This window comes from Halomonas eurihalina, from assembly GCF_008274785.1.
Classification (GTDB): domain Bacteria; phylum Pseudomonadota; class Gammaproteobacteria; order Pseudomonadales; family Halomonadaceae; genus Halomonas; species Halomonas eurihalina.
On record NZ_VTPU01000003.1, the window covers coordinates 72,370 to 97,608 of the forward strand.

The 25,239-nt window shown below is 64.7% G+C and carries 21 protein-coding genes; 9 read left to right on the top strand and 12 right to left on the bottom strand.

The window, feature by feature from the left end; genetic code table 11:
* Nucleotides 1-72 precede the first annotated feature (72 nt).
* Nucleotides 73-1,755: an AMP-binding protein gene (locus FZZ93_RS04360; protein ID WP_149321111.1), complete on the bottom strand. Its 1,683-nt coding sequence runs from the start codon at nt 1,753-1,755 to the stop codon at nt 73-75.
* Nucleotides 1,756-1,928: 173 nt separating this feature from the next.
* Nucleotides 1,929-2,372: a MerR family transcriptional regulator gene (locus tag FZZ93_RS04365; protein WP_149321112.1), complete on the bottom strand. Its 444-nt coding sequence runs from the start codon at nt 2,370-2,372 to the stop codon at nt 1,929-1,931.
* 209 nt (nt 2,373-2,581) lie between these two features.
* Here FZZ93_RS04365 and FZZ93_RS04370 point away from each other — a divergent pair, with 209 nt between their 5' ends.
* From FZZ93_RS04370 to FZZ93_RS04390, 5 genes are all read left to right on the top strand, one after another.
* Entirely contained in the window at nt 2,582-3,748 is a 1,167-nt protein-coding gene (locus FZZ93_RS04370; RefSeq protein ID WP_149321113.1) for an acyl-CoA dehydrogenase family protein, read from the top strand.
* A gap of 26 nt (nt 3,749-3,774) precedes the next feature.
* On the top strand, nt 3,775-4,908 hold the full coding sequence (locus tag FZZ93_RS04375) for an enoyl-CoA hydratase/isomerase family protein (RefSeq protein WP_149321114.1): 1,134 nt from the start codon (nt 3,775-3,777) through the stop codon (nt 4,906-4,908).
* Between the two features lie 146 nt (nt 4,909-5,054).
* Complete coding sequence (gene mmsB / locus FZZ93_RS04380) at nt 5,055-5,957, top strand: 3-hydroxyisobutyrate dehydrogenase (protein WP_149321115.1); 903 nt, start codon at nt 5,055-5,057, stop codon at nt 5,955-5,957.
* 94 nt (nt 5,958-6,051) lie between these two features.
* Nucleotides 6,052-7,233 (top strand): acyl-CoA dehydrogenase, encoded by a 1,182-nt coding sequence (locus tag FZZ93_RS04385; RefSeq protein ID WP_149321116.1) that lies wholly within the window; start codon nt 6,052-6,054, stop codon nt 7,231-7,233.
* Nucleotides 7,234-7,294: 61 nt separating this feature from the next.
* Nucleotides 7,295-8,500: a CaiB/BaiF CoA transferase family protein gene (locus tag FZZ93_RS04390; RefSeq protein ID WP_149321117.1), complete on the top strand. Its 1,206-nt coding sequence runs from the start codon at nt 7,295-7,297 to the stop codon at nt 8,498-8,500.
* 32 nt (nt 8,501-8,532) lie between these two features.
* Here the strand turns inward: FZZ93_RS04390 and FZZ93_RS04395 are convergent, their stop codons facing one another.
* The 7 genes from FZZ93_RS04395 to FZZ93_RS04425 form a co-directional block, all read right to left on the bottom strand.
* Nucleotides 8,533-9,624 carry a DUF1513 domain-containing protein gene (locus FZZ93_RS04395; RefSeq protein WP_149321118.1) on the bottom strand — a complete coding sequence of 364 codons (1,092 nt, stop codon included), beginning with the start codon at nt 9,622-9,624 and terminating at the stop codon, nt 8,533-8,535.
* A 4-nt stretch (nt 9,625-9,628) separates the two neighbouring features.
* Nucleotides 9,629-10,651 (bottom strand): imelysin family protein, encoded by a 1,023-nt coding sequence (locus tag FZZ93_RS04400; RefSeq protein WP_149321119.1) that lies wholly within the window; start codon nt 10,649-10,651, stop codon nt 9,629-9,631.
* An 11-nt stretch (nt 10,652-10,662) separates the two neighbouring features.
* On the bottom strand, nt 10,663-12,072 hold the full coding sequence (locus FZZ93_RS04405; RefSeq protein WP_149321120.1) for a di-heme oxidoreductase family protein: 1,410 nt from the start codon (nt 12,070-12,072) through the stop codon (nt 10,663-10,665).
* Between the two features lie 109 nt (nt 12,073-12,181).
* On the bottom strand, nt 12,182-13,465 hold the full coding sequence (locus FZZ93_RS04410; protein WP_149321121.1) for an imelysin family protein: 1,284 nt from the start codon (nt 13,463-13,465) through the stop codon (nt 12,182-12,184).
* A 294-nt stretch (nt 13,466-13,759) separates the two neighbouring features.
* Nucleotides 13,760-14,593, bottom strand: coding sequence for a posphoenolpyruvate synthetase regulatory kinase/phosphorylase PpsR (ppsR, locus tag FZZ93_RS04415; RefSeq protein ID WP_149321122.1), 834 nt, complete (start codon nt 14,591-14,593; stop codon nt 13,760-13,762).
* A 73-nt stretch (nt 14,594-14,666) separates the two neighbouring features.
* Nucleotides 14,667-14,957, bottom strand: a complete 291-nt coding sequence (locus FZZ93_RS04420) for a HigA family addiction module antitoxin (RefSeq protein WP_187774461.1) — start codon at nt 14,955-14,957, stop codon at nt 14,667-14,669.
* 10 nt (nt 14,958-14,967) lie between these two features.
* A complete protein-coding gene (locus tag FZZ93_RS04425; protein WP_149321123.1) occupies nt 14,968-15,246 on the bottom strand; it encodes a type II toxin-antitoxin system RelE/ParE family toxin in 279 nt (92 codons plus the stop codon).
* A 213-nt stretch (nt 15,247-15,459) separates the two neighbouring features.
* Here FZZ93_RS04425 and ppsA point away from each other — a divergent pair, with 213 nt between their 5' ends.
* Together ppsA and FZZ93_RS04435 are read left to right on the top strand one after the other, a co-directional pair.
* Nucleotides 15,460-17,832: a phosphoenolpyruvate synthase gene (ppsA, locus tag FZZ93_RS04430; protein ID WP_149321124.1), complete on the top strand. Its 2,373-nt coding sequence runs from the start codon at nt 15,460-15,462 to the stop codon at nt 17,830-17,832.
* Between the two features lie 149 nt (nt 17,833-17,981).
* Nucleotides 17,982-18,455: a hypothetical protein gene (locus FZZ93_RS04435; protein WP_149321125.1), complete on the top strand. Its 474-nt coding sequence runs from the start codon at nt 17,982-17,984 to the stop codon at nt 18,453-18,455.
* Nucleotides 18,456-18,595: 140 nt separating this feature from the next.
* Here FZZ93_RS04435 and FZZ93_RS04440 read toward each other — a convergent pair whose 3' ends face one another.
* The 3 genes from FZZ93_RS04440 to acnB form a co-directional block, all read right to left on the bottom strand.
* A complete protein-coding gene (locus FZZ93_RS04440) occupies nt 18,596-20,470 on the bottom strand; it encodes a glycerophosphodiester phosphodiesterase family protein (RefSeq protein ID WP_149321126.1) in 1,875 nt (624 codons plus the stop codon).
* 70 nt (nt 20,471-20,540) lie between these two features.
* On the bottom strand, nt 20,541-21,026 hold the full coding sequence (gene rraA / locus FZZ93_RS04445; RefSeq protein WP_149321127.1) for a ribonuclease E activity regulator RraA: 486 nt from the start codon (nt 21,024-21,026) through the stop codon (nt 20,541-20,543).
* Nucleotides 21,027-21,271: 245 nt separating this feature from the next.
* On the bottom strand, nt 21,272-23,875 hold the full coding sequence (gene acnB / locus FZZ93_RS04450) for a bifunctional aconitate hydratase 2/2-methylisocitrate dehydratase (protein ID WP_149321128.1): 2,604 nt from the start codon (nt 23,873-23,875) through the stop codon (nt 21,272-21,274).
* Nucleotides 23,876-24,131: 256 nt separating this feature from the next.
* Between acnB and FZZ93_RS04455 the strand changes: the two genes are divergently transcribed.
* Both FZZ93_RS04455 and FZZ93_RS04460 read left to right on the top strand, forming a co-directional pair.
* Nucleotides 24,132-24,578, top strand: coding sequence for a DUF1289 domain-containing protein (locus FZZ93_RS04455; protein WP_149321129.1), 447 nt, complete (start codon nt 24,132-24,134; stop codon nt 24,576-24,578).
* A gap of 17 nt (nt 24,579-24,595) precedes the next feature.
* Entirely contained in the window at nt 24,596-25,222 is a 627-nt protein-coding gene (locus FZZ93_RS04460; RefSeq protein WP_149321130.1) for a MiaE family protein, read from the top strand.
* Nucleotides 25,223-25,239: the final 17 nt, after the last annotated feature.

Here is a 25,239-nt window from a genome sequence, read left to right on the forward strand (position 1 = left end):
GAAGATTCTTGATGTTCCAAACCTTAGGGCTAGCCTGTCTTCCTTCTTCCTTCTTCCTTCTTCCTTCTTCCGTTAGAGCCCCAACTCATGCACGGCTTCTTCGCGCATCTTGAATTTCTGGATCTTGCCGGTGACGGTCATCGGGAATTCGTCGACGAATTTCACGTAGCGGGGCACCTTGAAGTGGGCGATGCGCCCCTCGCAGAACGCCTTGAGGCTTTCCTCGTCGAGGTCTTCTCCTTCGCTTAGCTTGACCCAGGCCATGATCTCCTCGCCGTATTTTTCATCGGGCACGCCGATGATCTGGACATCGGAGATGGCGGGGTGGGTGTAGAGGAAGTCCTCGATTTCGCGGGGATAGATGTTCTCGCCGCCGCGGATGATCATGTCCTTGATGCGACCCACGATGGCCACGTAGCCCTCGTCGTCCATGGTGGCGAGATCGCCGGTATGCATCCAGCCGGCCGCGTCGATGGCGTGTGCGGTGGCCTCGTCGTTGTTCCAGTAGCCGAGCATCACGCTGTAGCCCCGAGTGCAGAGTTCGCCTGGTTCGCCGCGCGGCACTGCGGCGCCGTCGTCCGGACTGACCAGCTTCACCTCGAGATGGGGATGAATGGTGCCCACCGTGGTCACGCGCTTGTCGAGCGGCGCATCGGTCTGGGTCTGGAAGCTCACCGGGCTGGTCTCGGTCATGCCGTAGCAGATGGTGACCTCCTGCATGTTCATCCGCTCGATGACGCGTCGCATCACCTCGATGGGGCAGATGGAGCCGGCCATGATGCCGGTGCGCAGAGAGGAGAGATCGAAGCGCTCGAATTCGGGATGCTCCAGCTCGGCGATGAACATGGTCGGCACACCGTACAGAGCGGTGGCCCTTTCCTCGCTGACGGCCTCGAGCGTGGCCAGGGGATCGAAACCGTCGCCCGGATAGATCATGGCGGTGCCGTGGGTCACGCAGCCGAGATTGCCCATGACCATGCCGAAGCAGTGATAGAGCGGCACCGGGATCACCATGCGGTCGGTCTCGTCGAGCCTCATGGTGCGGGCCACGAAGAAACCGTTGTTGAGGATGTTGTGGTGGGAAAGGGTGGCGCCCTTGGGCGCGCCGGTGGTGCCGGAGGTGTACTGGATATTGATAGGTTCGTCGAAATCCAGGCTGGCCTGAATCTCGGCCAGGCGTTCGACGGAGACCTCGCCGGCGCGCTGGAGCATGGCCGACCAGCGCCACATGCCGGGCAGGGCGCGGGCATCGTCGAGACAGATGACCCGTTTCAGGTCGGGAAGCCGCTCCGAATGCAGCGTTGCGGCACTTTCGGCGTCCTGCAGTTCCGGTACCAGTTCGGCTAGGGTCGCGACATAGTCCGAGCTCTTGAAGGTGCCCTGCAAGACCAGTGTCGAGGTGCCGGACTGGCGAAGGGCGTATTCCAGCTCGTGGGTGCGATAGCTCGGATTGATGTTGACCAGGATGGCGCCGAGCTTGGCGGTGGCGAACTGGGTGATCGCCCATTCGGCGCAATTGGGCGACCAGATGCCGACCCGATCGCCTTTCGTCACCCCCAGGGCCATCAGTGCCCGGGCGGCACGGTCGACGGCCTCGCGCAGGCTCCGCCAACTGTAGCGCAGGTCTTGATGACGGCAGATCAAGGCATCCCGCTCGGGAAAGCGGGCCACGGTCTCGTCGAAGCAATCCCCGATGGTCTGCCCCTTCAAGGGAGTGTCGCTGATACCGCTGACGTAACTGATGTGGCTTGGCATGGGGCCCTCGTCTTGTTGTGTGAATGGGCTACGGGCTACGGGCTACGGGCTACGGGCTACGAGCTATGAGCTACCCAAGCCTGGTATCAGGGTTTCGTGTCTCGCAGCTCGTGTCTCGGGGCTGCGGTTTCTGAGTTTCGTGTCTCGCGGCTCGTGTCTCGGGGCTGCGGTTTTCAATCTTCCTTCCCCAACTGTCGCAGAACGTCCCGGGCGCGCTGGTCCACGTCGTCGATCTCCAGGCGCATCAGTCGAATGTCTTCCATCTGGCGGTCGAGGTTGGCGCGCTTCTCATCGAGTATCTCGATCAGTCGCTTGAGCTGGCGTGCGTTACCGTCGGGCATGGCGTCGTACATCATCACCACCTCGCGGATCTCGGCCAGCGAGAAGCCCAGGCGCTTGCCCCTCAGGGTCAGCTTGAGCCGGACCCGGTCCTTTTCGCGGTAGATGCGTTTCTGGCCTTGTCGTGAAGGGGCCAGCAGGCCTTCCTGTTCATAAAAGCGAATGGTGCGAGGGGTCACCTCGAACATTCTGGCCAATTCACCGATGCTGTAAGTACGCTGCTGCCGGGGCAGGGTCTCGGCACTTTCATCGGGGGCCTGGGAGGGTGATCGACTCATGACGTTGTTTCCTGTGGCCGGGTGGTTCACCGGCGGTTTCCACCTCGTCAGGCAACCCTAGACGAGGTTTACGTTAACGTAAAGTGCTTGTTCGACCATGGGGTGATATGGGATAAACCTAGCAAGTGCTAGGTTGATGCCTCGCCAGGCCGGAAACCCGGTGCCTCGGCACGGCGGGTCATCCATCACCGTTCGATGAGAGGTTTTCCATGGATTTTGCGCTGACCGAAGACCAGAAGGCGTTGGCCGACGCCGCCGCCGATTTCGCCCGGGCCGAGCTGGCCGAGCATGCCGCGCAGTGGGATGCAGACTCGCACTTCCCGGTGGAGGTGATCCGTCGGGCCGGTGAGGCGGGCTTCCTCGGCATCTATACCCCCGAGGAACATGGCGGGCTTGGCCTGTCGCGGCTCGAGGCGTCCTTGATCTTCGAGCAACTCGCCCAGGGCTGCGTATCTACCACGGCTTATCTGACCATTCACAACATGGTGACCTGGATGGTCGCCAGCTGGGGCGATCAGGCCCTGCGAGAGCGCTATGTGCCGGCCATGATAGCCGGTGAGGCGCTGGGCTCATACTGCCTGACCGAGCCCGGGGCTGGTTCGGATGCCGCCAGCCTGAGGACACGGGCGGTCAGGGAGGGCGATGATTATGTCATCAACGGCTCGAAGATGTTCATCTCCGGTGCCGGTGCCACGGAAGTGCTGGTGGTAATGGTCCGCACCGGCGAGCCGGACAGCGGGGCGGGCGGTGTCTCGGCCCTGTTGGTGCCGGCGGATGCCGAGGGCATCGAATATGGCAAGAACGAGCAGAAGATGGGCTGGAAGAGCCAGCCCACTCGGCTGGTCAGCTTCGACGACGTGCGAGTGCCGGTCGGCAACCGGCTGGGCAACGAGGGCGAGGGCTTCAAGCTCGCCATGAAGGGGCTGGATGGTGGTCGGCTCAATATCGCCAGCTGCTCGTTGGGTGCTGCCCAGCATGCCCTGACGCTGTCGCGGGACTACCTGGCCGAGCGCAAGCAGTTCGGACGCGAGCTGTCCTCCTTCCAGGCGCTGCAGTTCAAGATCGCCGACATGGCAAGCGAGCTCACCGCGGCACGGCTGATGGTCCGCCACGCCGCCTGGCGGCTCGATCAACAGGACCCGGAGGCCACCGCGCATTGCGCCATGGCCAAGCGCTTCGCCACCGATGTCGGCTTCAATGTCTGCAACGAGGCCCTGCAACTGCATGGCGGCTATGGTTACATCCGGGAGTACCCCCTGGAACGCCTGGTGCGCGATACCCGCGTGCACCAGATCCTCGAGGGAACCAACGAGATCATGCGCTTGATCGCCGCTCGTCGGCTGCTGGCCGATGGCGTCATCGAGTCGCTTCAATAACCGGACACCACACCAGGAGAACAGCGATGACGGACCTCGCGGTTTGCTTCGATGAACTGCCCACGCGCGGCGGCGGGCGTATCGGCGTGGCCAGGCTCAACGCCCCCAAGGCCCTGAACGCCCTGTCACTGGAGATGATTCAGCTAGTGGCCGACAAGCTCGATGCCTGGGCGGTGGATCCCCGGGTAGTGGCTGTCTGGCTCGAGGGCAGTGGTGACAAGGCCTTCTGCGCCGGGGGCGATGTGGTGGCCCTGTATCGCGCCCTTCAGGAAACGAGCCAGTCGGATTTTCCTGCGACCTATTTCACGGCCGAGTACCGTCTCGACCACCGCATCCATACCTATCCCAAGCCTCTGATGGTGTGGGGCGACGGCATCGTCATGGGCGGCGGTCTCGGCCTGATGGCCGGCGGCTTCCAGCGGCTGGTCACCGAGACCACGCTGATCGCCATGCCCGAGATCACCATCGGCCTGTATCCCGATATCGGCGCCAGCTGGTTCCTGGGTCGCATGCCGAAGGGCATCGGTGCCTATCTTGGCCTGACCGGCGCCCAGCTCAATGCCCGCGACGCCCTGGATGTGGGGCTGGGGGACCGCTTCGTGCCACGGGAGCGCCGCGACGATCTGCTCGGAGCACTAGCCGAGGCCGATTACGGCGAGCGTGCGGTGTCGACCTGTCGTAGCGTCGTGATGCAGGTGCTCGATCGCTTCGAGGACCGCCAGCAGGCACCCGAGGGACGGGTGTGGCGGCATCGCGACCACCTGCAGGCCATGGTCGATCGCAGCGAAGTGACCGAGGCGGTGGCCCGACTGCTGGCCGATGACAGCGACGACCCCTGGCTGGCCGCCAACCGGGCCAGGCTGGAAACCGGCTGTCCGCTGACCGCGCATCTGGTGTGGCGCATGCTGGAACGCCATCGTCACGGCAGCCTGGCCGATGCGTTCCGCGATGAACTGGCGCTGTCGGTGCAATGTTGCCATCGCGGCGATCTCGCCGAGGGGGTGAGGGCGCTGTTGATCGACAAGGACAAGCAGCCCCGCTGGTCCCATCGCGATGTGGCCAGCGTGCCGGAGTCGGATGTGCAGGCGCTCATGAAGTCGCCCTGGGAGGATGAGAAGCATCCCCTCAGGGATCTGGGAGTCGGGCAGAGAATCCAATAAGAGAGCATTTCAAATGCTCAACGGTAGTGGGCACCGGGAAAGCCCACTTCGCTCGTCGACTTTTAAGCAGTGTTTTCTTAAGACAATGCTTCGGAACTGGCGAACGAATCCAATACAAGACTCACCAACGATCGAGGAGCAGTGCCATGAAAATCGCCTTCATCGGACTCGGTAACATGGGCACGCCCATGGCCACCAACCTGGTCGGGGCCGGCCACGAGGTCGTGGTCTTCGATCTCGTCGAGAGCGCCATGGCGGCGCTGGAGAAAGAGGGCGCGCGGCGCGCCGAGAGTGCCGAGTCGGCCTGTGCGGGGGCCGAGGTGGTCATCTCCATGCTGCCCGCCGGTGTGCACGTTCGAGGGCTCTATCTGGGCGCCGACGGCCAGGGCCTGCTCGACGCCCTCGGCCACAAGCCGCTGATCATCGATGCCTCGACCATCTCGCCCGACGATGCCCGCATTGTCGGCGAAGCCGCCGCCGAACGTGGCCTGAGCTACCTGGATGCGCCGGTGTCCGGCGGTATCGGCGGCGCCAAGGCCGGCACGCTGACCTTCATCGTCGGCGGTGACGAGGCGGGCTTCGAACAGGCCAAACCTGTGCTCGAGTGCATGGGGCGCAATATCTTCCATGCCGGGCGGATCGGTGACGGCCAGGTGGCCAAGATCTGCAACAACATGCTGCTCGGCATCCTGATGAGCGGTACCGCCGAGGCGCTCGCGCTCGGCGTGAAGAATGGCCTGGATCCGGCGGTGCTCTCCGAGATCATGAAGCAGAGCAGTGGCGGCAACTGGGCGCTCAACGTCTACAATCCCTGGCCGGGGGTGATGGAGGGATCGGCTGCCTCCCGGGATTATCAGGGCGGCTTTCTCACCGACCTCATGGCCAAGGATCTGGGGCTGGCCTGGGAACTGGCGCTCAAGACCCGTGCCGGCGTGCCCATGGGCTCCCAGGCGCGCAACCTCTTTGCCCTGCACAGTGCCCAGGGCAATGGCGGGCTGGATTTCTCCAGCATCCAGAAACTCTACCGGGCCGGTGAGGACGACGCCTGATCGCGTCGCCATGCGCAAAGGGGCGTTCCGGGGTTGGCAGCGGCGGCATTTGAGTCTACATTATATCAAAATGTAGATATTTTGGAGCGCCCTCATGAGCCAGATCACCCCCGTCACCTGGGACGACCCCTTCCGCCTGATCGACCAGCTCGACGGGGAGGAGCGTCTGGTCCAGCAGACGGCCCGCGATTATTGCCAGGACAAGTTGCTGCCTCGGGTGCTGGAGGCCAATCGGCATGAGCGCTTCGACCGCGAGATCATGACCGAGATGGGCGAGCTGGGCCTGCTGGGTGCGACCATCGACGGCTATGGCTGCGCGGGCATGAACTACGTCAGCTATGGCCTGATCGCCCGCGAAGTGGAGCGGGTCGATTCCGGCTATCGCAGCGCCATGAGCGTGCAATCCAGCCTGGTGATGTATCCCATCCATGCCTTTGGCAGCGAGGCCCAGAAGGACCGCTACCTGCCTCGACTGGCAAGCGGCGAGTGGGTCGGTGCCTTCGGCCTCACCGAGCCGGACCATGGTTCGGACCCCGGCAGCATGTCCACGCGGGCCATACGCACCGAGAACGGCTGGCGGCTCAATGGCACCAAGACATGGATCACCAACTCGCCGATCGCCGATGTCTTCGTGGTCTGGGCGCGGGACGACGAGGGCCTGGTGCGCGGTTTCATCCTCGAACGGGGCATGGAAGGCCTGTCGGCGCCCAAGATCGAGGGCAAGTTCAGCCTGCGTGCCTCGGTGACCGGCCAGATCGCCATGCAGGACGTCGAGATCGACGATGCTCAGCGGCTGCCGGGTGTGACCGGCCTCAAGGGGCCGTTTTCCTGCCTCAACCGTGCCCGCTACGGTATCGCCTGGGGCAGCATGGGCGCGGCCGAGGCCTGCTGGCATGCCGCGCGCGACTACACCCTGGAGCGCAAGCAATTCGGTCGCCCGCTGGCCGCTAACCAGTTGATCCAGAAGAAGCTCGCCGACATGCAGACCGAGATCGCCCTGGGGCTTCAGGCCGCCTTGAGGGCGGGGCGCATGATCGACGAAGGCCAACTGGTGCCCGAGGTCATCTCGCTGATCAAGCGCAACAACTGCGGCAAGGCGCTGGATATCGCCCGTCAGGCCCGGGACATGCACGGCGGCAACGGCATCAGCGACGAATATCATGTGATCCGCCATGTGATGAATCTTGAGGCGGTGAATACCTACGAAGGCACCCACGATGTGCATGCGTTGATTCTGGGCAGGGCTCAGACCGGCCTGCAGGCCTTCACTGGTTAGGAAGTCGCAAGCGGCTTTCCGCCGAGACCTCAGGACTCTGCACATTCTGCAAGGAACCAACATGAGCGGACCGCTGGAAGGCGTTGTGGTGCTGGACATGTCGCGGGTGCTGGCCGGCCCCTGGGCCGGTCAGTTGCTCGCCGACATGGGCGCCCGGGTCATCAAGATCGAGCATCCCGAACGCGGCGATGATACCCGTGGCTGGGGGCCGCCCTGGTGGGAAGGCGAAGCGGATGCCGAGCGGCTGGCCGCCTATTACCTGTGTGCCAATCGCGGCAAGCGCTCGCTGGCCGTGGATATCGCCACCGAGGGAGGCCAAGCGCTGGTTCGGGAACTGGCCGCCGGCGCCGATGTGCTGCTCGAGAACTTCAAGGTCGGTGGTCTCGCCAAGTACGGGCTGGACCCGGCAAGCCTGCGCGAGCGCAATCCACGCCTGATCGCCTGCTCGATCACCGGGTTCGGGCAGGACGGCCCCTACGCCGGACGGGCCGGCTACGATTTCATGATCCAGGCCATGGGTGGGCTGATGAGCCTGACCGGCGAGCCCGATGGCATGCCGATGAAAACGGGCGTGGCCATCACCGATGTGATGACCGGCCTCTATGCCACCATCGGGATTCTGGCGGCGCTTCACGAACGTCGCTCGACCGGTGTCGGGCGACACATCGACGTGGCGCTGCTCGACGTTCAGGTGGCGACGTTGGCCAACCAGGCCTTGAATGCCCTGGTGACGGGGGAAAACCCCGCACGCCACGGCAATGCCCATCCCAATATCGTGCCTTACCAGGCCTTCGCCTGTGCCGATGGCTATCTGGTCCTGACCGTGGGCAACGACGCCCAGTTCTCCCGGCTGGCGGGGCTGCTGGGTCACCCGGAATGGGCCGAGGATACGGCCTTTGCCACCAACGCCGCCCGGGTGGCGCATCGCGATGCGCTGGTGCCGAAGATCGCCTCGGTCTTCCTGACGCGAGGGCGCGATGCCTGGCTCGCCGACCTGGAGGCGCAAGGCATTCCGGCCGGTCCCATCAATACGCTTAGCGAGGCCTTTGCCGATCCGCAGGTTCGCCACCGTGGCCTATACCGCGAGCTCTCGCGAGAAGGCCAGAGCCTGCCCCAGGTGGCCAACCCGTTGCGCTTCGATGGCAGAAGCGCCACCAGCGACACGCCGCCGCCGGCACTCGGCCAGGATAGCGATGCCGTGCTGGCCGAGATGGGGCTTTCCGTCGAGGAGATCGACGAACTGAGGCGGCGCGGTATCGTGCGGTGATGCCGGTCCGGCGCAAGGGCGCTGGGCGTCTATCAGGTCAGGTGGTTGTCCCAGCGGATGGCCAGCGACTCGAGTTGTTGTGGTGCGCTGCCGTCGCCGCCGACCCGGTAGAGGCCGCCGCGGCCGGAGGAGACCAGAAAACCGCCCCGTCCGTCACAGCGGGCGCCGGCCGCGTCGGGCAGATGATGGCTGGCCAGCAGCCGGCCATCCCGGCTGTCGATCAATAGCACACGGTGGCCGCGCGGGGCGGTGATCAGCGCACGGGGCGTGCTCCGGGCGATAGCAATGCTGGCCGTGTACTGGCGCAGCTCGTCGGTGAGTGGGCCGGGCAAGGCGATCTCGGAAAACTCGCCCTGTGGGGAGAGCCGGGCGATCAGGGGGCGTCGTTCCCACTCCGGCCCTTGATACTGGTAGCCGGCGATCACGGTGCCGTCGGCGCCCACATCGAGATGCCGGCAACTGAGCTGGTGGTGGCTGGGGGCGTGGCGGGCCGATATCTTGCCGCTCTCGCGGTCCATCAGCACGAGCGCGGAGGCCATGTCGTCGAGGTTGAGCTTGGCGCGTCCGTAGTCGGGATGCGTACGGATGCCGCCGAGGCCGATCGCCAGGGTTCGGCCATCCGGCATCAGGCGCAGTTCGTGGGGCCCGATGCCATCCAGGGGCAGGTCATGGTGATGCGCATAGTCTCGTTCGGCGTCGTAGACGCGCACCAGGCCGGTGGCGTCCTCGATGCGGTTGGCGGTGACGTAGAGGTAGCGTCCGTTCGGCTCGAAGATGCCATGACCGTAGAAATGGTGGCCGGGCCCGGCATCGACTCGGGCGACCTCGTCTCGGGCATCGCCGTCGATGACATGCAGCGAACGGCCCGGACGCCGGGCGAAGAGTACCGCCTGGGCGCTGTCGGGGCGCAGACAGCCGCCATGGCAGCGCTCCGAGACCGCGATGCGAAAGGAGCGGCCATCCTCGGGCGAGATGGCCTGAATGCAGTGACGTCCCTCGGCATCGTCCACGGCACTGAACAACCAGTGTGCCTGCTGGCGGCCCGGCAGGGCCCAGCCAAGGCTGGGCAGCCCCAGCGCCCCGAAGCCGACGAGTCCCGTCTTGAGAAGATCCCGCCTGTGCACGGCCTCAGTCTCCATCGCTGGCGTTGAAGCCTCGTACCAGTCCCAGGGTTCCGCCGATCTCTTCGAGCTGGCGGCGCAACTGGCCAACCTGGACGTAGAGGCCCTGCAGGTCGCTGAAGGCGGCGGAATCATCGAGGATTGGGGCGAGGCCGGGTGACATCTCGGCGGCGCGATGGCGCGTGCGGTCCAGCAATTCCCGGAAGTCGTCGGCCAGCTCGGCCTGACCGCGGCTTGAGAGCAGCGTCTTGAGCCCCGGCAGGAAGGTGTCTTCGAGCCCGTGCAGGGTGCCCTCGATCAGGCGAATCGAACGGCCGCTGCGCCAGGCCTCGGCCAGGTAGCCGTTGGCAGCGCCGCCGGTCAGCCCCATGGGATCGCCCAGGCGCTTGTCTTCCAGGGTTTCCAGGGCACGCAGGGCGCCATGCAGGGTGGCATCGGTGTAACTCCGGGTGGTGCGATAGTGTTCCGCGAAGCGTTGCCAGTCGCTGCGCAGGGCGCTGGTACCATCCGCCAGGTGATTGGCGATGGCCTTCATCAGGCCACAGGCGACGGGCTGCGACAGGGTATTGGCCTTCATGTGCTCATCGAAGAGCAGGTATTCGAGGGCCGGAAACCCCTGGGTGGCGACACTGTCGCCGGCGATCTGTTCGGCGGTGGGGGGCTGGTCGGCCGCGAGCCAGGCCTGCATCTTGCGACCGACCAGGTTCTTGCGGTCGGGCCAGAACTGGAGCTGCCAGGCACGGCTCTGCTGCTCGATGGGCCCGAAGTCGACGAAGCGCACGGCTTGCCAGGCCTGGTAGGCATCCATCCAGTCCTGATTCAGGCGTTTGCGATGCGGTGTGTCGGGCTGCTGGCAGAAGCGGATCGCGCTGGCTTCCAGGCGCTCGCTGGCATCGCTCAGCACGCCGTAGCGTTGATCGATGGCCTGGTACCAGCGTTCCCGGGCCTGGGCAGTGTCCTCATTGGCCATCAGCGGGGCGGTAGCCAGGGTGAGGGCGGCAAGGCCGATTCGCCCCAGTCGTTTGAACACGTCGGTCACCTCTACAAGGATTCAAGAAAGCGGATCAGTTCGTGGCGACGCTCGGCCGGCAGGGCGCGGTAGGCGGCGGCGCTGGTGTCGGACTCGCCGCGATGCCAGAGAATGGCCTCTTCCAGGGTGCGAGCGCGGCCGTCATGGAGAAAGCCCGCACGCGGGTTCACGGCCTGGGTCAGGCCGATGCCCCACAGCGGGGAGGTGCGCCATTCCTGGCCGTTGGCCGCGAACTCGGGGCGGCCGTCGGCTAGTGCCTCGCCCATGTCGTGCAGCAACAGGTCGCTGTAGGGCCAGATCGTCTGGCCGGCCAGGGCGGCGCGTTCGGTATCCTGCGGCGTCTGCTGGCGTGGTGTATGACAAGCGGCGCAGCCGATCTCGTTGAAGGTCTCGGCGCCGGCCCGGACCCGAGGGTCGTCCATGTCGCGGCGGGCCGGAACGGCCAGGCTGCCGGCATAGAAGGTCACGAAGCCCGCGATCTTGTCGCTGACCTCGGGCGCGCCGCCGTCGGGATAGCGGTCACACGCCTGGCTCGGCGTGCAGTCGGTGCCGGGGACCAGATTCGAGGTCAGCCCCATGTCGCCGGCGAAGGCTTCCAGGCTCTGTTGCTCGATGCTCGGTTCGCCCGCCTTCCAGCCGAAGCGCCCGATGACGGTTTTGCCGCGTTGCCTATCCCAGACCCGGTTGACCCGCCCCGAGATGCCATCGTTATCGGCATCCTCGGGATCGGCGGCGGCTTCGAGGGCTTCGGCGGGCAGGGCCTCGAGAAGGCCCAGGCCGATCATCGGCGGCGCCACGCGAGGCGATATCTGCAGGTCTTCCGGCAGCGGGCCGTAGGCGGGAGCGCCAATGGCGTAATGCGGTTCGCGCAGGGTGACGATTTCGCCGTCGTCGAGGTGAACGTCGTGCTCGGTGTAGCGCAACTGCATCTCGCCCTCGGGCTCGGCGCCGGAAATGGCGGCGGTCTGCAATTGACGGCCATAGCCGGGGACGGGGCGTACGCCCAGGCGTGTCAGGGTGCCGTCATCGGCTCCTTCGTCGGGCAACGAGAGACGCAGGAAGAGCGACACGGCGCGTTCGTCGCCGCTTGGTGGATGTCCACGGCCATCCTTGATGTGGCATCCCTGACAACTGTTGGTGTTGATCAGGGGGCCCAGACCGTCCCGTGCTTCGGTGCTGGACGGCGCCTCCACCCAGGGGTTGCGGAAGAAGCTGTTGCCGACGCTGAAATCGAGACGCTGGGTCATGGCCATGTTGTCGAGCGGCAGCGAATAGGCGTTGTGATCGAATTGCTGAACCGTGCCGTCGCCGCCGGTCATGGGCGTTTCCTGGATCGGCGGCGGAGCGGCGCTGGCCAGGCCGGGGCCGGCCAGGATCAGCAAGGCGAGCAGTGAGCGCGCGAGGGAGGGCAAAGGTGTCATCTTCGGGCCTTGCGGTCACGGCGCTGGCCGTCGCCAGCGGGACTGGCGGCGGCCGGGTGAGACACACGATGTTGGTGGTCTTCGGGCACGATGCGACTCGGAAGGCCTGTCAGAAAGTGTGTCCGGCATCGTCCGACTGCAGCGAGTTCACGCCGAGTTCGTCTGCCGCCTTCTCGATGGAACCGGTCTGGGTGACCAACGCCAGGATAGCGTTGTTGACCAGCTCTGTGCCCTGTTCGTTCCCGGGGGCGATCATCATGTCGAAGGCCATGGGGTCCTGTTCGGCTTCGGCGGCCTGTTTGAGGGCTTCGAGCTCGTCCATGCTGCTGGCGAGTTGGGCCTTCAGAGTGTCGTCGAGGGCGCTGTCCCTGGTGGCGACCAGGTCGGACAGTGAAGGGCCTTCCAGGGTCGAGCCGTCGAGGCGCTGGTAGCGACCGGTGTAGACGTTCTGGATGCCCTGGCCGTTGTAGTAATGGGAGTTGTGGGTGTTGTCGCTGAAACAGTCGTGCTCGTCCTCGACGGAGTTGGCTTCCAGGGCGACTTTCATGCGTTCGCCGGCCAGCTCGCCCAGCGACAGCGAGCCCATGCCGAACAGCATGCGGCGCAGGCCTTCCTCGGGAGATTCGGCCAGCAAGGCCTGGCGGTAATTGTCGTCTGAGTCCGGTGCCCATTGGGCGACCATCCATTCGAGATCGCTGACCAGCAGGTCGGAGGCGGCGTCGAGGTAGGCGCCGCGGCGGTCGCAATGGCCATGCGTGCAGGCCTCGCCGCTCATGTAATCGCTGGCGGGGCGTTCGCCGTTACCGGCCTCGAAGCCGTGCCGGTCCTGACCCCAGAGCAGAAATTCGATGGCGTGATAGCCGGAGGCGACATTGGCTTCTGAGCCACCGATCTCGTTGAGGTCAGCCAGCAGATCGGGCGTCAGTTCGCTGACGTCGACGGTCTCGCCGCCGACCTGGATGCTCTGGTTGGCGATGATGTTGGCGGTGGCGCCGGCATTGCCCAGCTCATGTTGATAGTCGTCGCTGGCGACGTAGTCGATCATTCCTTCGTCCAGCGGCCAGGCATTGAGTTGCCCCTCCCAGTCGTCGACCACCGCATTGCCGAAGCGAAAGACCTCGCTCTGTTGATAGGGAACGCGCGCCTCGACCCAGGCCTGGCGGGCCGCCGCCAGGGTCTCGTTGTTCGGGTCGGCGAGCAGGGCGTCGATGCGTTCGTCGAGGGTGCGGGCGGCAACCAGGGCATCCTGGTAGTTGGCGTGTGCCAGGTCGGCGTAGTGGCCGACGACCTGCTCGGCGGTGGTCTTGCCGTCGGTGGCCATGGCGGTGACCGGGAAGAGAGTGGCCAGAACGATGATGCAGGGCAGGGGGCGTGGCGCAAAGCAGGTTGGCATGTCGGCATCCTTGTTCGAATTCAGCGCGTGAGCGTTCGGGAGATCAGGGGAGGGGCAGGTTCGATGACCACCGTCCAGTGATCACAATATAGTGGAACGATAACCAATCTCGCCAATGGATGCGAATGCGATTTCCTATTATTTATGTGAGCGACGAGCGACGAGCGACGAGCGACGAGATGCGAGATGCGAGATGCGAGCTACGAGATGCGAGGTGCGAACCCCTTGCCTTCGAGTCGTGAGGCCAAGGGGCTCGGGCCTGCCATTTTGCTGCCAGCCGCTCGTGTCTCGAGCCTAACGGGGCGAGAAGCGTCGATTGATGCCCGTCTCGGCGATCATGCGGGTGGAGATCTCTTCCACCGAGAAGCGCGTGGTGTCGATGAAGGGAATGTGCATGCGGCGGTAGAGCGCCTCGGCCTGGGTCACTTCCTGCACGCATTGATCCATCGAGCTGTAACGGCTGTTGGGGCGGCGTTCGTGGCGGATCGCCGCCAGGCGGCGCGGGTCGATGGTCAGGCCGAACAGCTTGTGGCGATGCGGTTCGAGCACTGGAGGAAGCTTGAGCTTGCCGGTCTCGTCGAGGTCATCCTCGGTGAGCGGGTAGTTGGCGGCGCGAATGCCGAACTGCAGGGCCAGGTAGAGTGATGAGGGCGTCTTGCCGCAGCGCGAAACGCCAACCAGGATGATGTCGGCCTGGTCGTACTGGTGAGTACGGGCGCCGTCATCGTTGTCCAGGGCGAAGTGCACCGACTGGATGCGGTCCATGTAGACGTCGTCGCTGCCGATGGCGTGGGTGCGGCCCACGCTGTAGGACGAGTGGGTCGCCAGCTCCTGTTCCAGCGGCTCGAGGAAGGTGGAGAAGATGTCGACCTTGAAGCCGGGGGCTTCCCGGATCACGCTGCGGATCTCGCTATCGACGATGGTGTCGATGATGATCGGTTGTTCGCCGTCCTTGACGGCCGTGGACTCGATGATCGCGGCCAACTGGTGCGCCTTCTCCACGCTGTCGATGTAGGGCTTGGTGATCATGCGGATCTCGACGTTCTCGAATTGCGCGAGCAGGCTGCGACCGAGGCTCTCGGCGGTGATGCCGGTGCCGTCGGAGATGAAGAAGGCGGTACGTGTCATGGGGCTCTCGAGTCTGTTGGTTGGTCGGCGTATTGTCGGGGCGGCGCGCAAGCTTCTCTATCTCATCTTCACTTCAAGCCAGCTTGGTGAAACGCTCGATGGGCGGTTGGGAGCGGTGTTCGGCCTGCCACAGGTCGTAATCGCCTTGCGCCGCCAGCCAGGTGCGTGCCTGGCCGATACCTGCCCGCTCCAGGCGAACGGCCAGGTCGGGGCTGATCGGTGCGTGCCCGTGCAGAATCCGCGACAGCGTTTCCCGGGCCAGCCCCAGGCGACGTGCCATTTCCGTCACGCTGATGTCCAGCGCCGGCAAGACGTCTTCGCGCAATGTCTCACCGGGGTGCGGGGGGTTGTGCATGCGAGTCATGAGCCACCTCCTAGTGATAGTCCAGATAATCGACCAGTTCGACGTCTGGCCCCGTGAAACGGAAGATCACCCGCCAGTTGCCGCTTACGGTAATCGACCAGAATCCGGTCTGTTCGCCTTTCAACGCATGCAGCCGCCAGCCTGGCAGATTCACCGCTTCAGGGCCTTCGGCATGGTCGAGCAGCGCCAGAATGCGCCCCAGGCGCTTGGCATGGTCGGCGCGGACTCCCTTGGTCGTGCCTGTCTCGAAGAAGGCGCGTAGACCCTTGTGCCGAAAGCTGATGATCATGCCTGAATTGTGACGTATTGCATCACACTGGGCAAGCCTTCATCGGTGTCCTTCACTACATAAACATCACGAATCCGCAGAATGTTGTAAAAAACCTCCAGTGACTTCGATGTTAGACCAATGGCGAATATGGAAGGCCGCTGGTAGAGTCGCCAGCATCCATTCATGACGGCGTGTCATGGGCTATCAGGCGTCGACATCCAAGGGGGTTGCGTGGACGATTACATTCTGTGGTTCGATCAATTGGGCATGGACGATGTCGAGCGGGTGGGGGGCAAGAACGCCTCTCTCGGTGAGATGATCTCCAATCTGGCAGGGGCTGGCGTCACGGTGCCTGGCGGGTTTGCCACCACGTCCCATGCTTACCGCGAATTCCTGTCCCACGAGGGTCTCAACGAGCGCATCAACCAGCGTCTGTCGGTGCTGGATGTCGATGATGTCACGGCACTGGCCGAGGCGGGTGCGGAGATTCGCCAGTGGGTCATCGACACGCCGCTGCCCCCGGCCTTCGAGCAGGCGCTGCGCGACAGCTACGAGCAGTTGCAGGCTCGGCATCCCAACCTGAAGGTAGCGGTGCGCAGCTCGGCCACCGCCGAGGACCTGCCCGATGCCTCCTTCGCCGGTCAGCAGGAAACCTTCCTCAACATCGAAGGCTTCGACAACATCAAGCGGGCGGTTCACGAGGTGTTCGCCTCGCTGTTCAACGACCGGGCCATCTCCTATCGGGTGCACCGTGGCTATCCCCATGAGAACGTGGCGCTGTCCGCTGGCATCCAGAAGATGGTGCGCTCCGAGACCGGCGCCTCGGGCGTGATGTTCACCCTGGATACCGAGTCCGGTTATCGCGATGCGGTCTTCGTCACCGCGTCCTGGGGGCTCGGCGAGACGGTGGTGCAGGGCGCGGTCAACCCTGACGAATTCTACGTCCACAAGCCGACGCTGGAGGCCGGTCGTCCCGCGGTGCTGCGCCGTAACCTCGGCTCCAAGCTGATCAAGATGATCTACACCGGTGATGCCAGTGCCGGCAAGTCGGTAGAGACCGTCGACGTGCCGCTGGCCGACCGGGGACGTTTCTGCATCGGTGACGAAGACGTCATGGCACTGGCCCGCCAGGCGGTGATCATCGAACGCCACTACGGCCGCCCGATGGATATCGAGTGGGCGCTGGACGGCGACGACGGGGCGCTTTACATCGTGCAGGCGCGTCCGGAGACCGTGGTGTCCCAGCAGGAAGGCGGCAAGCTCGAGCGCTTCCAGCTCAAGGAGAAGGGCCGCACCCTGGTGACCGGGCGAGCCATCGGCCAGCGCATCGGGCGTGGTGCGGTCAAGGTCGTTGCCTCCCCGGACGACATGGATAAGGTCCTCGCCGGTGACGTTTTGGTCACCGACATGACCGATCCCGACTGGGAGCCGATCATGAAGCGGGCCTCGGCTATCGTCACCAACCGGGGCGGGCGTACCTGCCACGCGGCGATCATTGCCCGCGAATTGGGCATTCCCGCCGTGGTGGGCTGCGGTGACGCCACCGAGGCGCTGGCCGACGGGAGGGAGGTTACCGTCTCCTGTGCCGAGGGCGACACCGGGCATGTCTACGATGGCCTGCTGGAATTCGATCGCAGCGTGACCAGCGTCGATGCCATGCCCGAGATTCCGTTCAAGATCATGATGAACGTGGGCAATCCCGACCGCGCCTTCGGCTTCTCCAGCTTGCCCAACGCCGGGGTTGGCCTGGCCCGTCTGGAATTCATCATCAACCGCATGATCGGAGTGCACCCCAAGGCGTTGCTCGAGTACGATACCCTGCCCACCGACCTGCAGCAGACCATCGATCTGCGTACCGCGGGCTATGACGATCCGGTGAGCTTCTATGTCGACAAGCTCGTCGAAGGGATCTCTACCCTGGCGGCGTCCTTCTACCCGGAACGGGTCATCGTGCGGTTGTCGGACTTCAAGTCCAACGAGTATGAGAACCTGATCGGCGGCAAGCATTATGAGCCCGGCGAAGAAAACCCGATGCTCGGCTTCCGTGGTGCTTCCCGTTATCTTTCGGATGCCTTCCGTCCCTGCTTCGAGCTGGAGTGCCGGGCGCTGAAGCGGGTGCGCGACGAGATGGGCCTCGACAACATCGAGATCATGGTGCCCTTCGTGCGGACCACCGAGGAGGCCCGGGGCGTGGTGGATCTGTTGGCCGCCAACGGGCTGGAACGGGGCAAGGATGGTCTCAAGGTCATCATGATGTGCGAGCTGCCGGCCAATGCCCTGCTGGCCGAGGAGTTCCTCGAGTACTTCGATGGCTTCTCAATCGGCTCCAACGACCTGACCCAACTGACTCTGGGCTTGGACCGCGATTCCGGCATCGTGGCGCATCTCTTCGAGGAGCGTAATCCGGCGGTGAAGAAGCTGCTGGCCATGGCCATCGCGGCCTGCAAAGCTCAGGGCAAGTACGTGGGTATCTGCGGGCAGGGGCCATCGGATCACCCGGATCTCGCCAAGTGGCTGATGGAGCAGGGTATCGATTCCGTCTCGCTGAACCCCGACGCGGTGCTGGAGACCTGGTTCATGCTGGCCGGCGAGACGCTCGGTTAAGCAAGCACTGTCGGAAACAGCAACTCCGCACGCTCATGACACCCGGCCTGGTCCGGGTGTCATGCATTTCGGCGTTCACCATGTCGATATCCACATCGGCGCGGCTTTTTGGCACCATTGCCCGTCAATCGTAACGAAGGATTCGCCCGATGGCGTATTTTCTGGTGATGGGGGGACTGGCCCTGTCACTCTGTCTGTTGGTCGGCTGGTCCCTGTGGCGGGTATTGCGCTGGCTGGGCAGGCGAGTCGGTGCATCCGGCAAGGGCCGCAAGACCGCGCGCGCCAAGCGTCCTGCCAAGTCTCGAGCCGAGACTCGATCAATGAAGAAGGACGAGACGTCAGCGCGTGCGACAACGTCTCGGCGCTCGACAGCGCGTCAGGCAACGCCGCGCGGCCCCTGGCGGTTGACCCGGGGCCTGGCGCCGCTCGCCTCGACGTGGCCGCTGGCACTGGTGGCGGGGCTGCTGTATGGCGGCACCCGGCTGGCCGAGTATGGCATGGGAGCGCGTCCTCACACGGCGCCTGCTGCCTATCATCGGCTCGTCGAGGCACTGGGCTGGGGGGCGATCGGCCTGATCGGCGTGGCGGTCGTGGGATTGGTGGCGAGTTGGCGCTGCCGGTAGGGAAATACTGCTTAGTTGCCTACGCGCGCAAATCGCTACCTGTGCGAAAGCTCGCCTAACGACATGTCATGTCTCGCTTTCTGTGCTCCGGGCGCCTTATCCCCGGCGCCCACCCATTGGGTTTTGACGGGAACTGCATGTCAGTTGTGCAGCCAATTGCGCAGCTTGACCAGCATCAGGGCGCCGTCGCTCAGCTTGTCGCGTTCCTCGAGCAGGCTGGCCAGGAGATCCGGCCGGTCGGTGATGATGCCGTCCACCCCCAGATCGATCAGGCGCGACATGCGGGCCGGGTCGTTGACGGTCCAGGCCAGCAGTCGATAGCCATGGTGGCGTGCACGTTGCACTTCTTCGAAGGTGATACGGTTGTGGCGCAGGGCCAGCGTATCGAAGCCTCGGCGCGGCAGGGTGCCGCGCATGACCAGTTGTGCCAGCAGCGTCGTGTGAGCGTCGGGCAGGCGGCGTTCGACCTCGCCAAGCAAAGGGTATGACAGGGCGGCGATGCTGGCCGAGTGCCAGGGATTGGCGGGGCCGCAGCTTGCCGGGTCTTCTGCCTGGCGGCGGCATGACCGTCTCGCTTGCCGTTCCTCCTCCAGCACCTGCCCCACGGCGCCTACCAGCTCCGATCCTCGGCGAGCGGCGGGTTTGAGTTCGATCATCAGGCGAGCGCGACCTCGGACACGCTCCAGCACTTCGTCGAGCCCGGCAATGCGTGTGTCCACGAAGGGGTCGCCGAACCAGCTTCCCACATCGACCGTCGCGAGCATGCTGCTGTCGAGTTCATCGATCAGGCGGTCGTCGCCGGCAAGCCGTGACAGGCTTGCATCATGGTGCACCACCACCTTGCCGTCCCGGGTCAGCCGCACGTCGATCTCGATCGTATCGGCGCCGTCGGCCATGGCCCGGTCGATGGCCGGGATGGTGTTTTCCGGTGCCTTGGCTGAGCTTCCGCGGTGGGCGACGATCTCGACGTCCTCGTGGATCTCGAAGCGATTGAGGATCAGCCAGGCCTGGCTAAGGGCGAAGGCCACCACAGCGATCTCGACCGCCCAGGCCAGGCGCCCCGGGTGGCTGGTGTCGGCGCGGGATGCCGGGCGCGACTCCTGGTGGGCCAGCCGCAGATAGAGGCAAGTGGCCAGCAGCGCATTGAGCGCGATGCCGAAAAAGGTGATGGCCAGGGTGATCAGCACGTAGGCGCCGACATAGCCAAGCATGGCCGGCAGCAGGATGGCCTGGCGTTCCGGCAGATGGCCGAGCAACGGGGTGAAGAGGGCATCGAAGAGTGCCGTGGCGATGAAGGGCGACACCAGGATTGCCAGCAACAACAGCAGGATGGCACCGACGATATGCCGGCTCTGGCCCCGGGTCAGTCGGGCGCTGCGCCCCAGGGCGCGATGCGGAGCGATGTTCTCGAGCACCAGGATCGGCAGCGCCAGGTGCCAGCGGGCATAGAGCGTGGCGGCGATGACCATCCAGACCAGCACGATGGGCAGAGAGCTGGCCAGCAGCCACCACAGCATGGGCGGTTTGGCCTGCAGCACATAGTAGGGATCCAGGCCGCCGATGAAGTGCCCGTACAGGCCCGCCAGGGCCAGGACGACCGGCAGGATGAGCAACAGGTGCGCGCCGACCTGCAGCACGACGAGGCTTGCCAGGCTGGGCAGACGCCTGAAGCAGGCCAACAGTGTCTCGAAGGCCTGTTGGTAATGGTTGGTCCGGGGACGAACGGCCACCAGGGTCATGCCGGCCTGCTGCAGGTAGAGCACCAGGAAGGTCAGGCCGATCGCAGCCAGCAGCCAGGCCAGGCCTTCGGGCGCGAACAGCGCCGCCAGCAGGCCGGTGTTGGAGATCAGGGGGCGGCCGAGATGGCCGATCATCCAGGCCAGCGTCCAACCGGCCGCCGGCAGCAGCAGGCTGGACGCGAGCAGGGTGAAAAAGAGGTGGTAAGCGATGAGCGGACGCAGGTGATCGCGCAGCGTACGCAGTACATCGCTGCTGAGCGGCATCAAGGAGCGCATGGCGAATATCGAAGAAGGCTCATGTTCGTTAGCCTGCCACCTCGCGAATCAATATAGCAACTTGGGACGTTCAACCGAGCGGCAACTGCCGTTCGGCGATCAACACGCCATTGTTGTCGGCGTAGAGCCATTGTCCGGGCGAGATGGTGACGCCGCCGAAGGTGACCGGAATGTCCCGTTGCCCCTCACCGCGCTTCTCGCTCCTGCGGGGATGGGCGGCCAGGGCCTGGATACCCAGTTCGGTCTCGGCCAGCTCGTCGACGTCACGTACGCAACCGTACATGATCACGCCGGCCCAGCCGTTGCCTGCGGCCTTTTCGGCCAGCATGTCGCCGAGCATCGCGCAGCGTGTCGAACCACCGGCATCGACCACCAGCACGGCGCCGTCGCCGGGTTCATCCACGGCCTGCTTGACCAGGGAATTGTCCTCGAAGCACTTCACGGTGCGCACGGGGCCATGGAAGGCCTCCAGGCCGCCGAAATTGACCAGCAATGGCTCGAGGATCTCGACATCCGGGTAGTCATCGCAAATGTCTGGCGTGGAGATGGTCGTCATGGTGGGCAGCCTCCGCAGGGTGAGTGGAGTCTCGATGATGCCATAGCCGACGACGAGAAAAATGCCCCCTTGGTGGAGTGGCGTTCGGGTGGCGGTGCGTTGCGGCCGCTGTGCGCCGGTATTTTCGCTAAGGCGTAAAAAAGCGCCCCGTGGGGCGCTTCGGTCATCGGCTCCGGCCGCGCCGCCGTGGCGGCGGGCCTTCGATGTTGCGAGCATCGGAGTCGAAAGAGGTGATCCGGTCAGGCTTAAGCTTCTTGAGCCACCGGGATCACGTTCGAGGCGGCGTTCTGGAACTCCTCGATCTCATGGAAATTCATGTAACGATAGATTTCCCCGGCCATGGCGTCGAACTCGCTCATGTAGCGACGGTACTCGTCGACGCTGGGCAGGCGACCTTCCACCGCTGCCACCGCCGCCAGTTCAGCGGAGGCCAGGAAGACGTCGGCGCCGTCGCCCAGGCGGTTGGGGAAGTTGCGCGTGGAGGTGGACACCACGGTGCTCTTGGCCGCCACACGGGCCTGGTTGCCCATGCACAGCGAGCAGCCGGGCATTTCCATGCGCGCCCCGGCGCGGCCGTAGATACCGTAATAGCCTTCCTCGGTCAACTGGTGCTGGTCCATCTTGGTCGGCGGTGCCAGCCACAGTTTGGTCTTCAGGCTGCCAGCGGGCTGCTTCTCGAGCAATTTGCCGGCGGCGCGGAAGTGGCCGATGTTGGTCATGCACGAGCCGATGAAGACCTCGTCGATCTTCTGGCCGGCTACGTCAGAGAGCAGGCGAGCATCGTCAGGGTCGTTGGGCGCGCACAGTACCGGCTGATCGAGTTGGTTGAGATCGATCTCGATGACCTCGGCGTACTCGGCGTCCTTGTCGGCGCGCATCAGGCTCGGGTTTTCCAGCCACTCTTCCATGGCCAGGATGCGGCGCTCGATGGTGCGCTTGTCGCCGTAGCCGTTGGCGATCATCCACTTGAGCAGGGTGATGTTGGACTTCAGGTACTCGCTGACGCTGTCCTCGGAGAGCGTGATGGTGCAGCCCGCGGCGCTACGCTCGGCGGAGGCATCAGAGAGTTCGAAGGCCTGCTCGACGGTGAGGTCCTCAAGGCCCTCGATTTCCAGGATGCGACCGGAGAAGGCGTTCTTCTTGCCGGACTTCTCGACGGTCAGCAGCCCCTTCTGGATGGCGTAGTAGGGAATGGAGTGGACCAGGTCACGCAGGGTGACGCCTGGCTGACGCTCGCCCTTGAAGCGCACCAGCACCGATTCCGGCATGTCCAGCGGCATCACGCCGGTGGCGGCGGCAAAGGCCACCAGGCCGGAGCCGGCCGGAAAGGAGATGCCCATCGGGAAGCGGGTGTGGGAGTCGCCGCCGGTGCCCACGGTGTCGGGCAGCAGCATGCGGTTCAACCAGCTGTGGATGATGCCGTCGCCCGGGCGCAGCGAAACGCCGCCGCGGTTCATGATGAAGTCGGGCAGGGTGTGGTGCGTCTCCACGTCGACCGGCTTGGGATAGGCGCTGGTGTGGCAGAACGACTGCATCACCAGATCGGCCTGGAAGCCCAGGCAGGCCAGGTCCTTGAGCTCGTCGCGGGTCATCGGGCCAGTGGTGTCCTGGGAGCCCACGGTGGTCATCTTCGGCTCGCAGTACATGCCGGGGCGAACGCCGTCCATGCCGCAGGCCTTGCCGACCATCTTCTGGGCCAGGGTGTAGCCGCTGTTGCTGGCAGCCGGTTGCTCCGGCAGACGGAAGACATCGGAAGGCTCGAGCCCGAGGGACTCGCGGGCCTTGGCGGTCAGGCCGCGACCGATGATCAGCGGGATACGGCCACCGGCGCGCACCTCGTCGAGCAGCAGTTGGGTCTTGAGTTCGAAGGTGGTCAGCACCTCGTCGGTGTCGTGCCGGCAGACCTTGCCTTCATAGGGATAGACGTCGATGACGTCGCCCATCTCGAGCTTCTCGACATCCATTTCGACGGGCAGGGCGCCGGAGTCTTCCATGGTGTTGAAGAAGATCGGGGCGATCTTGCCGCCGAAGCAGAAGCCGCCGGCGCGCTTGTTCGGCACATTGGGGATGTCGTCGCCAAAGAACCACAGCACGGAGTTGGTGGCGGACTTGCGCGAGGAGCCGGTGCCGACCACGTCGCCCACGTAAGCGACCGGGTAGCCCTTGGCGCGGACTTCCTCGATCTGCTTGAGCGGGCCGATGCTGCCGGGCTCTACCGGCTCGATGCCGTCACGCTCGTTCTTGAGCATGGCATTGGCGTGCAGCGGGATGTCGGGACGCGACCAGGCGTCCGGTGCCGGCGAAAGGTCATCGGTGTTGGTTTCGCCGGGGACCTTGAACACGGTCAGGGTGATCTTGTCTTCCAGGGCTGGCTTGGAGAGGAACCATTCGGCTTCGGCCCAGGAGCGGATGATGTCCTTGGCAACCTCGTTACCCGCCTTGGCGCGCTCTTCCACGTCGTGGAAGGCATCGAACATCAGCAAGGTGTGCTTGAGCTGTTCGCCGACCTCGGTGGCCAGGTTCTCGTCGTCGAGCAGCTCGACCAGTGAGACGATGTTGTAGCCGCCCTGCATGGTGCCCAACAGCTTGACCGCATGAACCTTGTCGACCAGTGGGGACTCGGCCTCGCCCTTGGCGATGGCGGTGAGGAAGGCGGCCTTGACGTAGGCGGCTTCGTCGACGCCGGGCGGAATGCGGTTGGTCAGCAGGTCGAGGATGAACTCCTCTTCGCCGGCCGGCGGTGTCTTCAGCAGCTCGACCAGGGCAGCCGTCTGCTCGGCATTCAGCGGCTTCGGCGGGATGCCGTCCTGGGCACGCTCCTCGACATGTTGGCGATAGGCTTCAAGCACGTGGTGGCCCTCATTGGTTGTGGTGTCCGGGGTCTCGACCCAGTCGGCGCATGGCCGGGCAGGGGGACATCGGCACGTGAAACAACGCTGTCATCGGTGGCGCAATTCTAAAAGAAACTGTCGACAATGTTAAGAAGCCCCGTAGTGACGGGCTTTGAACTTTGGTCGTCGGGGCTTTTTCTGCGGCTCTTCCGGGGTGCCAGGACGGTGGCGGCGCGTTACCATGTCGCCGAATCGAAAGGAGAGGGAGCGTTCGATGGCGGGACGCGTGGTATCCCCCTGTGTGGGATTATGCTCGACGACGGTGGGCGACCGGGTCTGCCGGGGCTGTCAGCGCATCGATGACGAAATCCGTGACTGGCCAAGTTTCGACGCCGACGAGCGCCGGCGCCGGATGGATGAACTGGATGCGCTGCGGGTGAGCGTGGCCGGTCGTCACCTGAGCGTGGTGGATGGCGAAGCGCTGCAGGCGCAGCTCGAGCGTCACCGCATACGCTTTCGCGAGGATCAGCCGGCACTGTCCCGGGCGGTGGAGCTGCTACGGGTCGGGCGCGGGCGTATTCGCGACCTGTCGCGCTACGGCCTTGAACCCCACGTATCGCTGGATGCGGCGGCGCTTCACGAGCGGATCGCCAGTGAACTGATGAGCGCCGCCGAAGCACGCCGATTGTCCGACGCCGATCTCGGTCCCTCTCGTCCCTAGCAATCACCGGAATTCCCATGTCTGCCACCGTCACACACGATCCCCGACTGCCCGAGGCCATCCTCGACTTTCTCGCCTGCCCGACACCCGCCAGTTGGGTCGACTGGGCGCTGGACAACCCCGAGATATTGCTCATCGATCATGCCCAGTGCGAGAAGAAGGCAGCCTCCACGGCGATGAGCTTGCTGTATCGCTATGTCGATGATGCCGAACTACTGACCAAGATGGCCCGTCTGGCGCGGGAAGAACTCCTGCATTTCGAGCAGGTGGTCAAGCTGATGGAGGGGCGGGGCATTACCTATCGTCCCATCGGGGCTGCCCGCTATGCCGAAGGGCTGCGTCGCCATGTGCGTGGCGGCGAGCCGCATCGACTGATCGACGTGCTGATCGTCGGGGCCATCATCGAGGCGCGTAGCTGCGAGCGATTCGCCCGATTGATCCCTTTCCTGGACGAGGAGCTTGCCAAGTTCTATCGCGGTCTGGTTAAGTCGGAAGGGCGCCACTATGAGGATTACTTGATGCTGGCGCGGCGGCTCGCCCCGGAGTCGCTCGACGAACGTATCGCCTTTTTCATTGAGCGCGAGGCCGAACTGATCACCATGCCGGATACGGCATTTCGTTTTCACAGCGGTGTGCCGGCCTGAAACCGTTATCGCCGCCC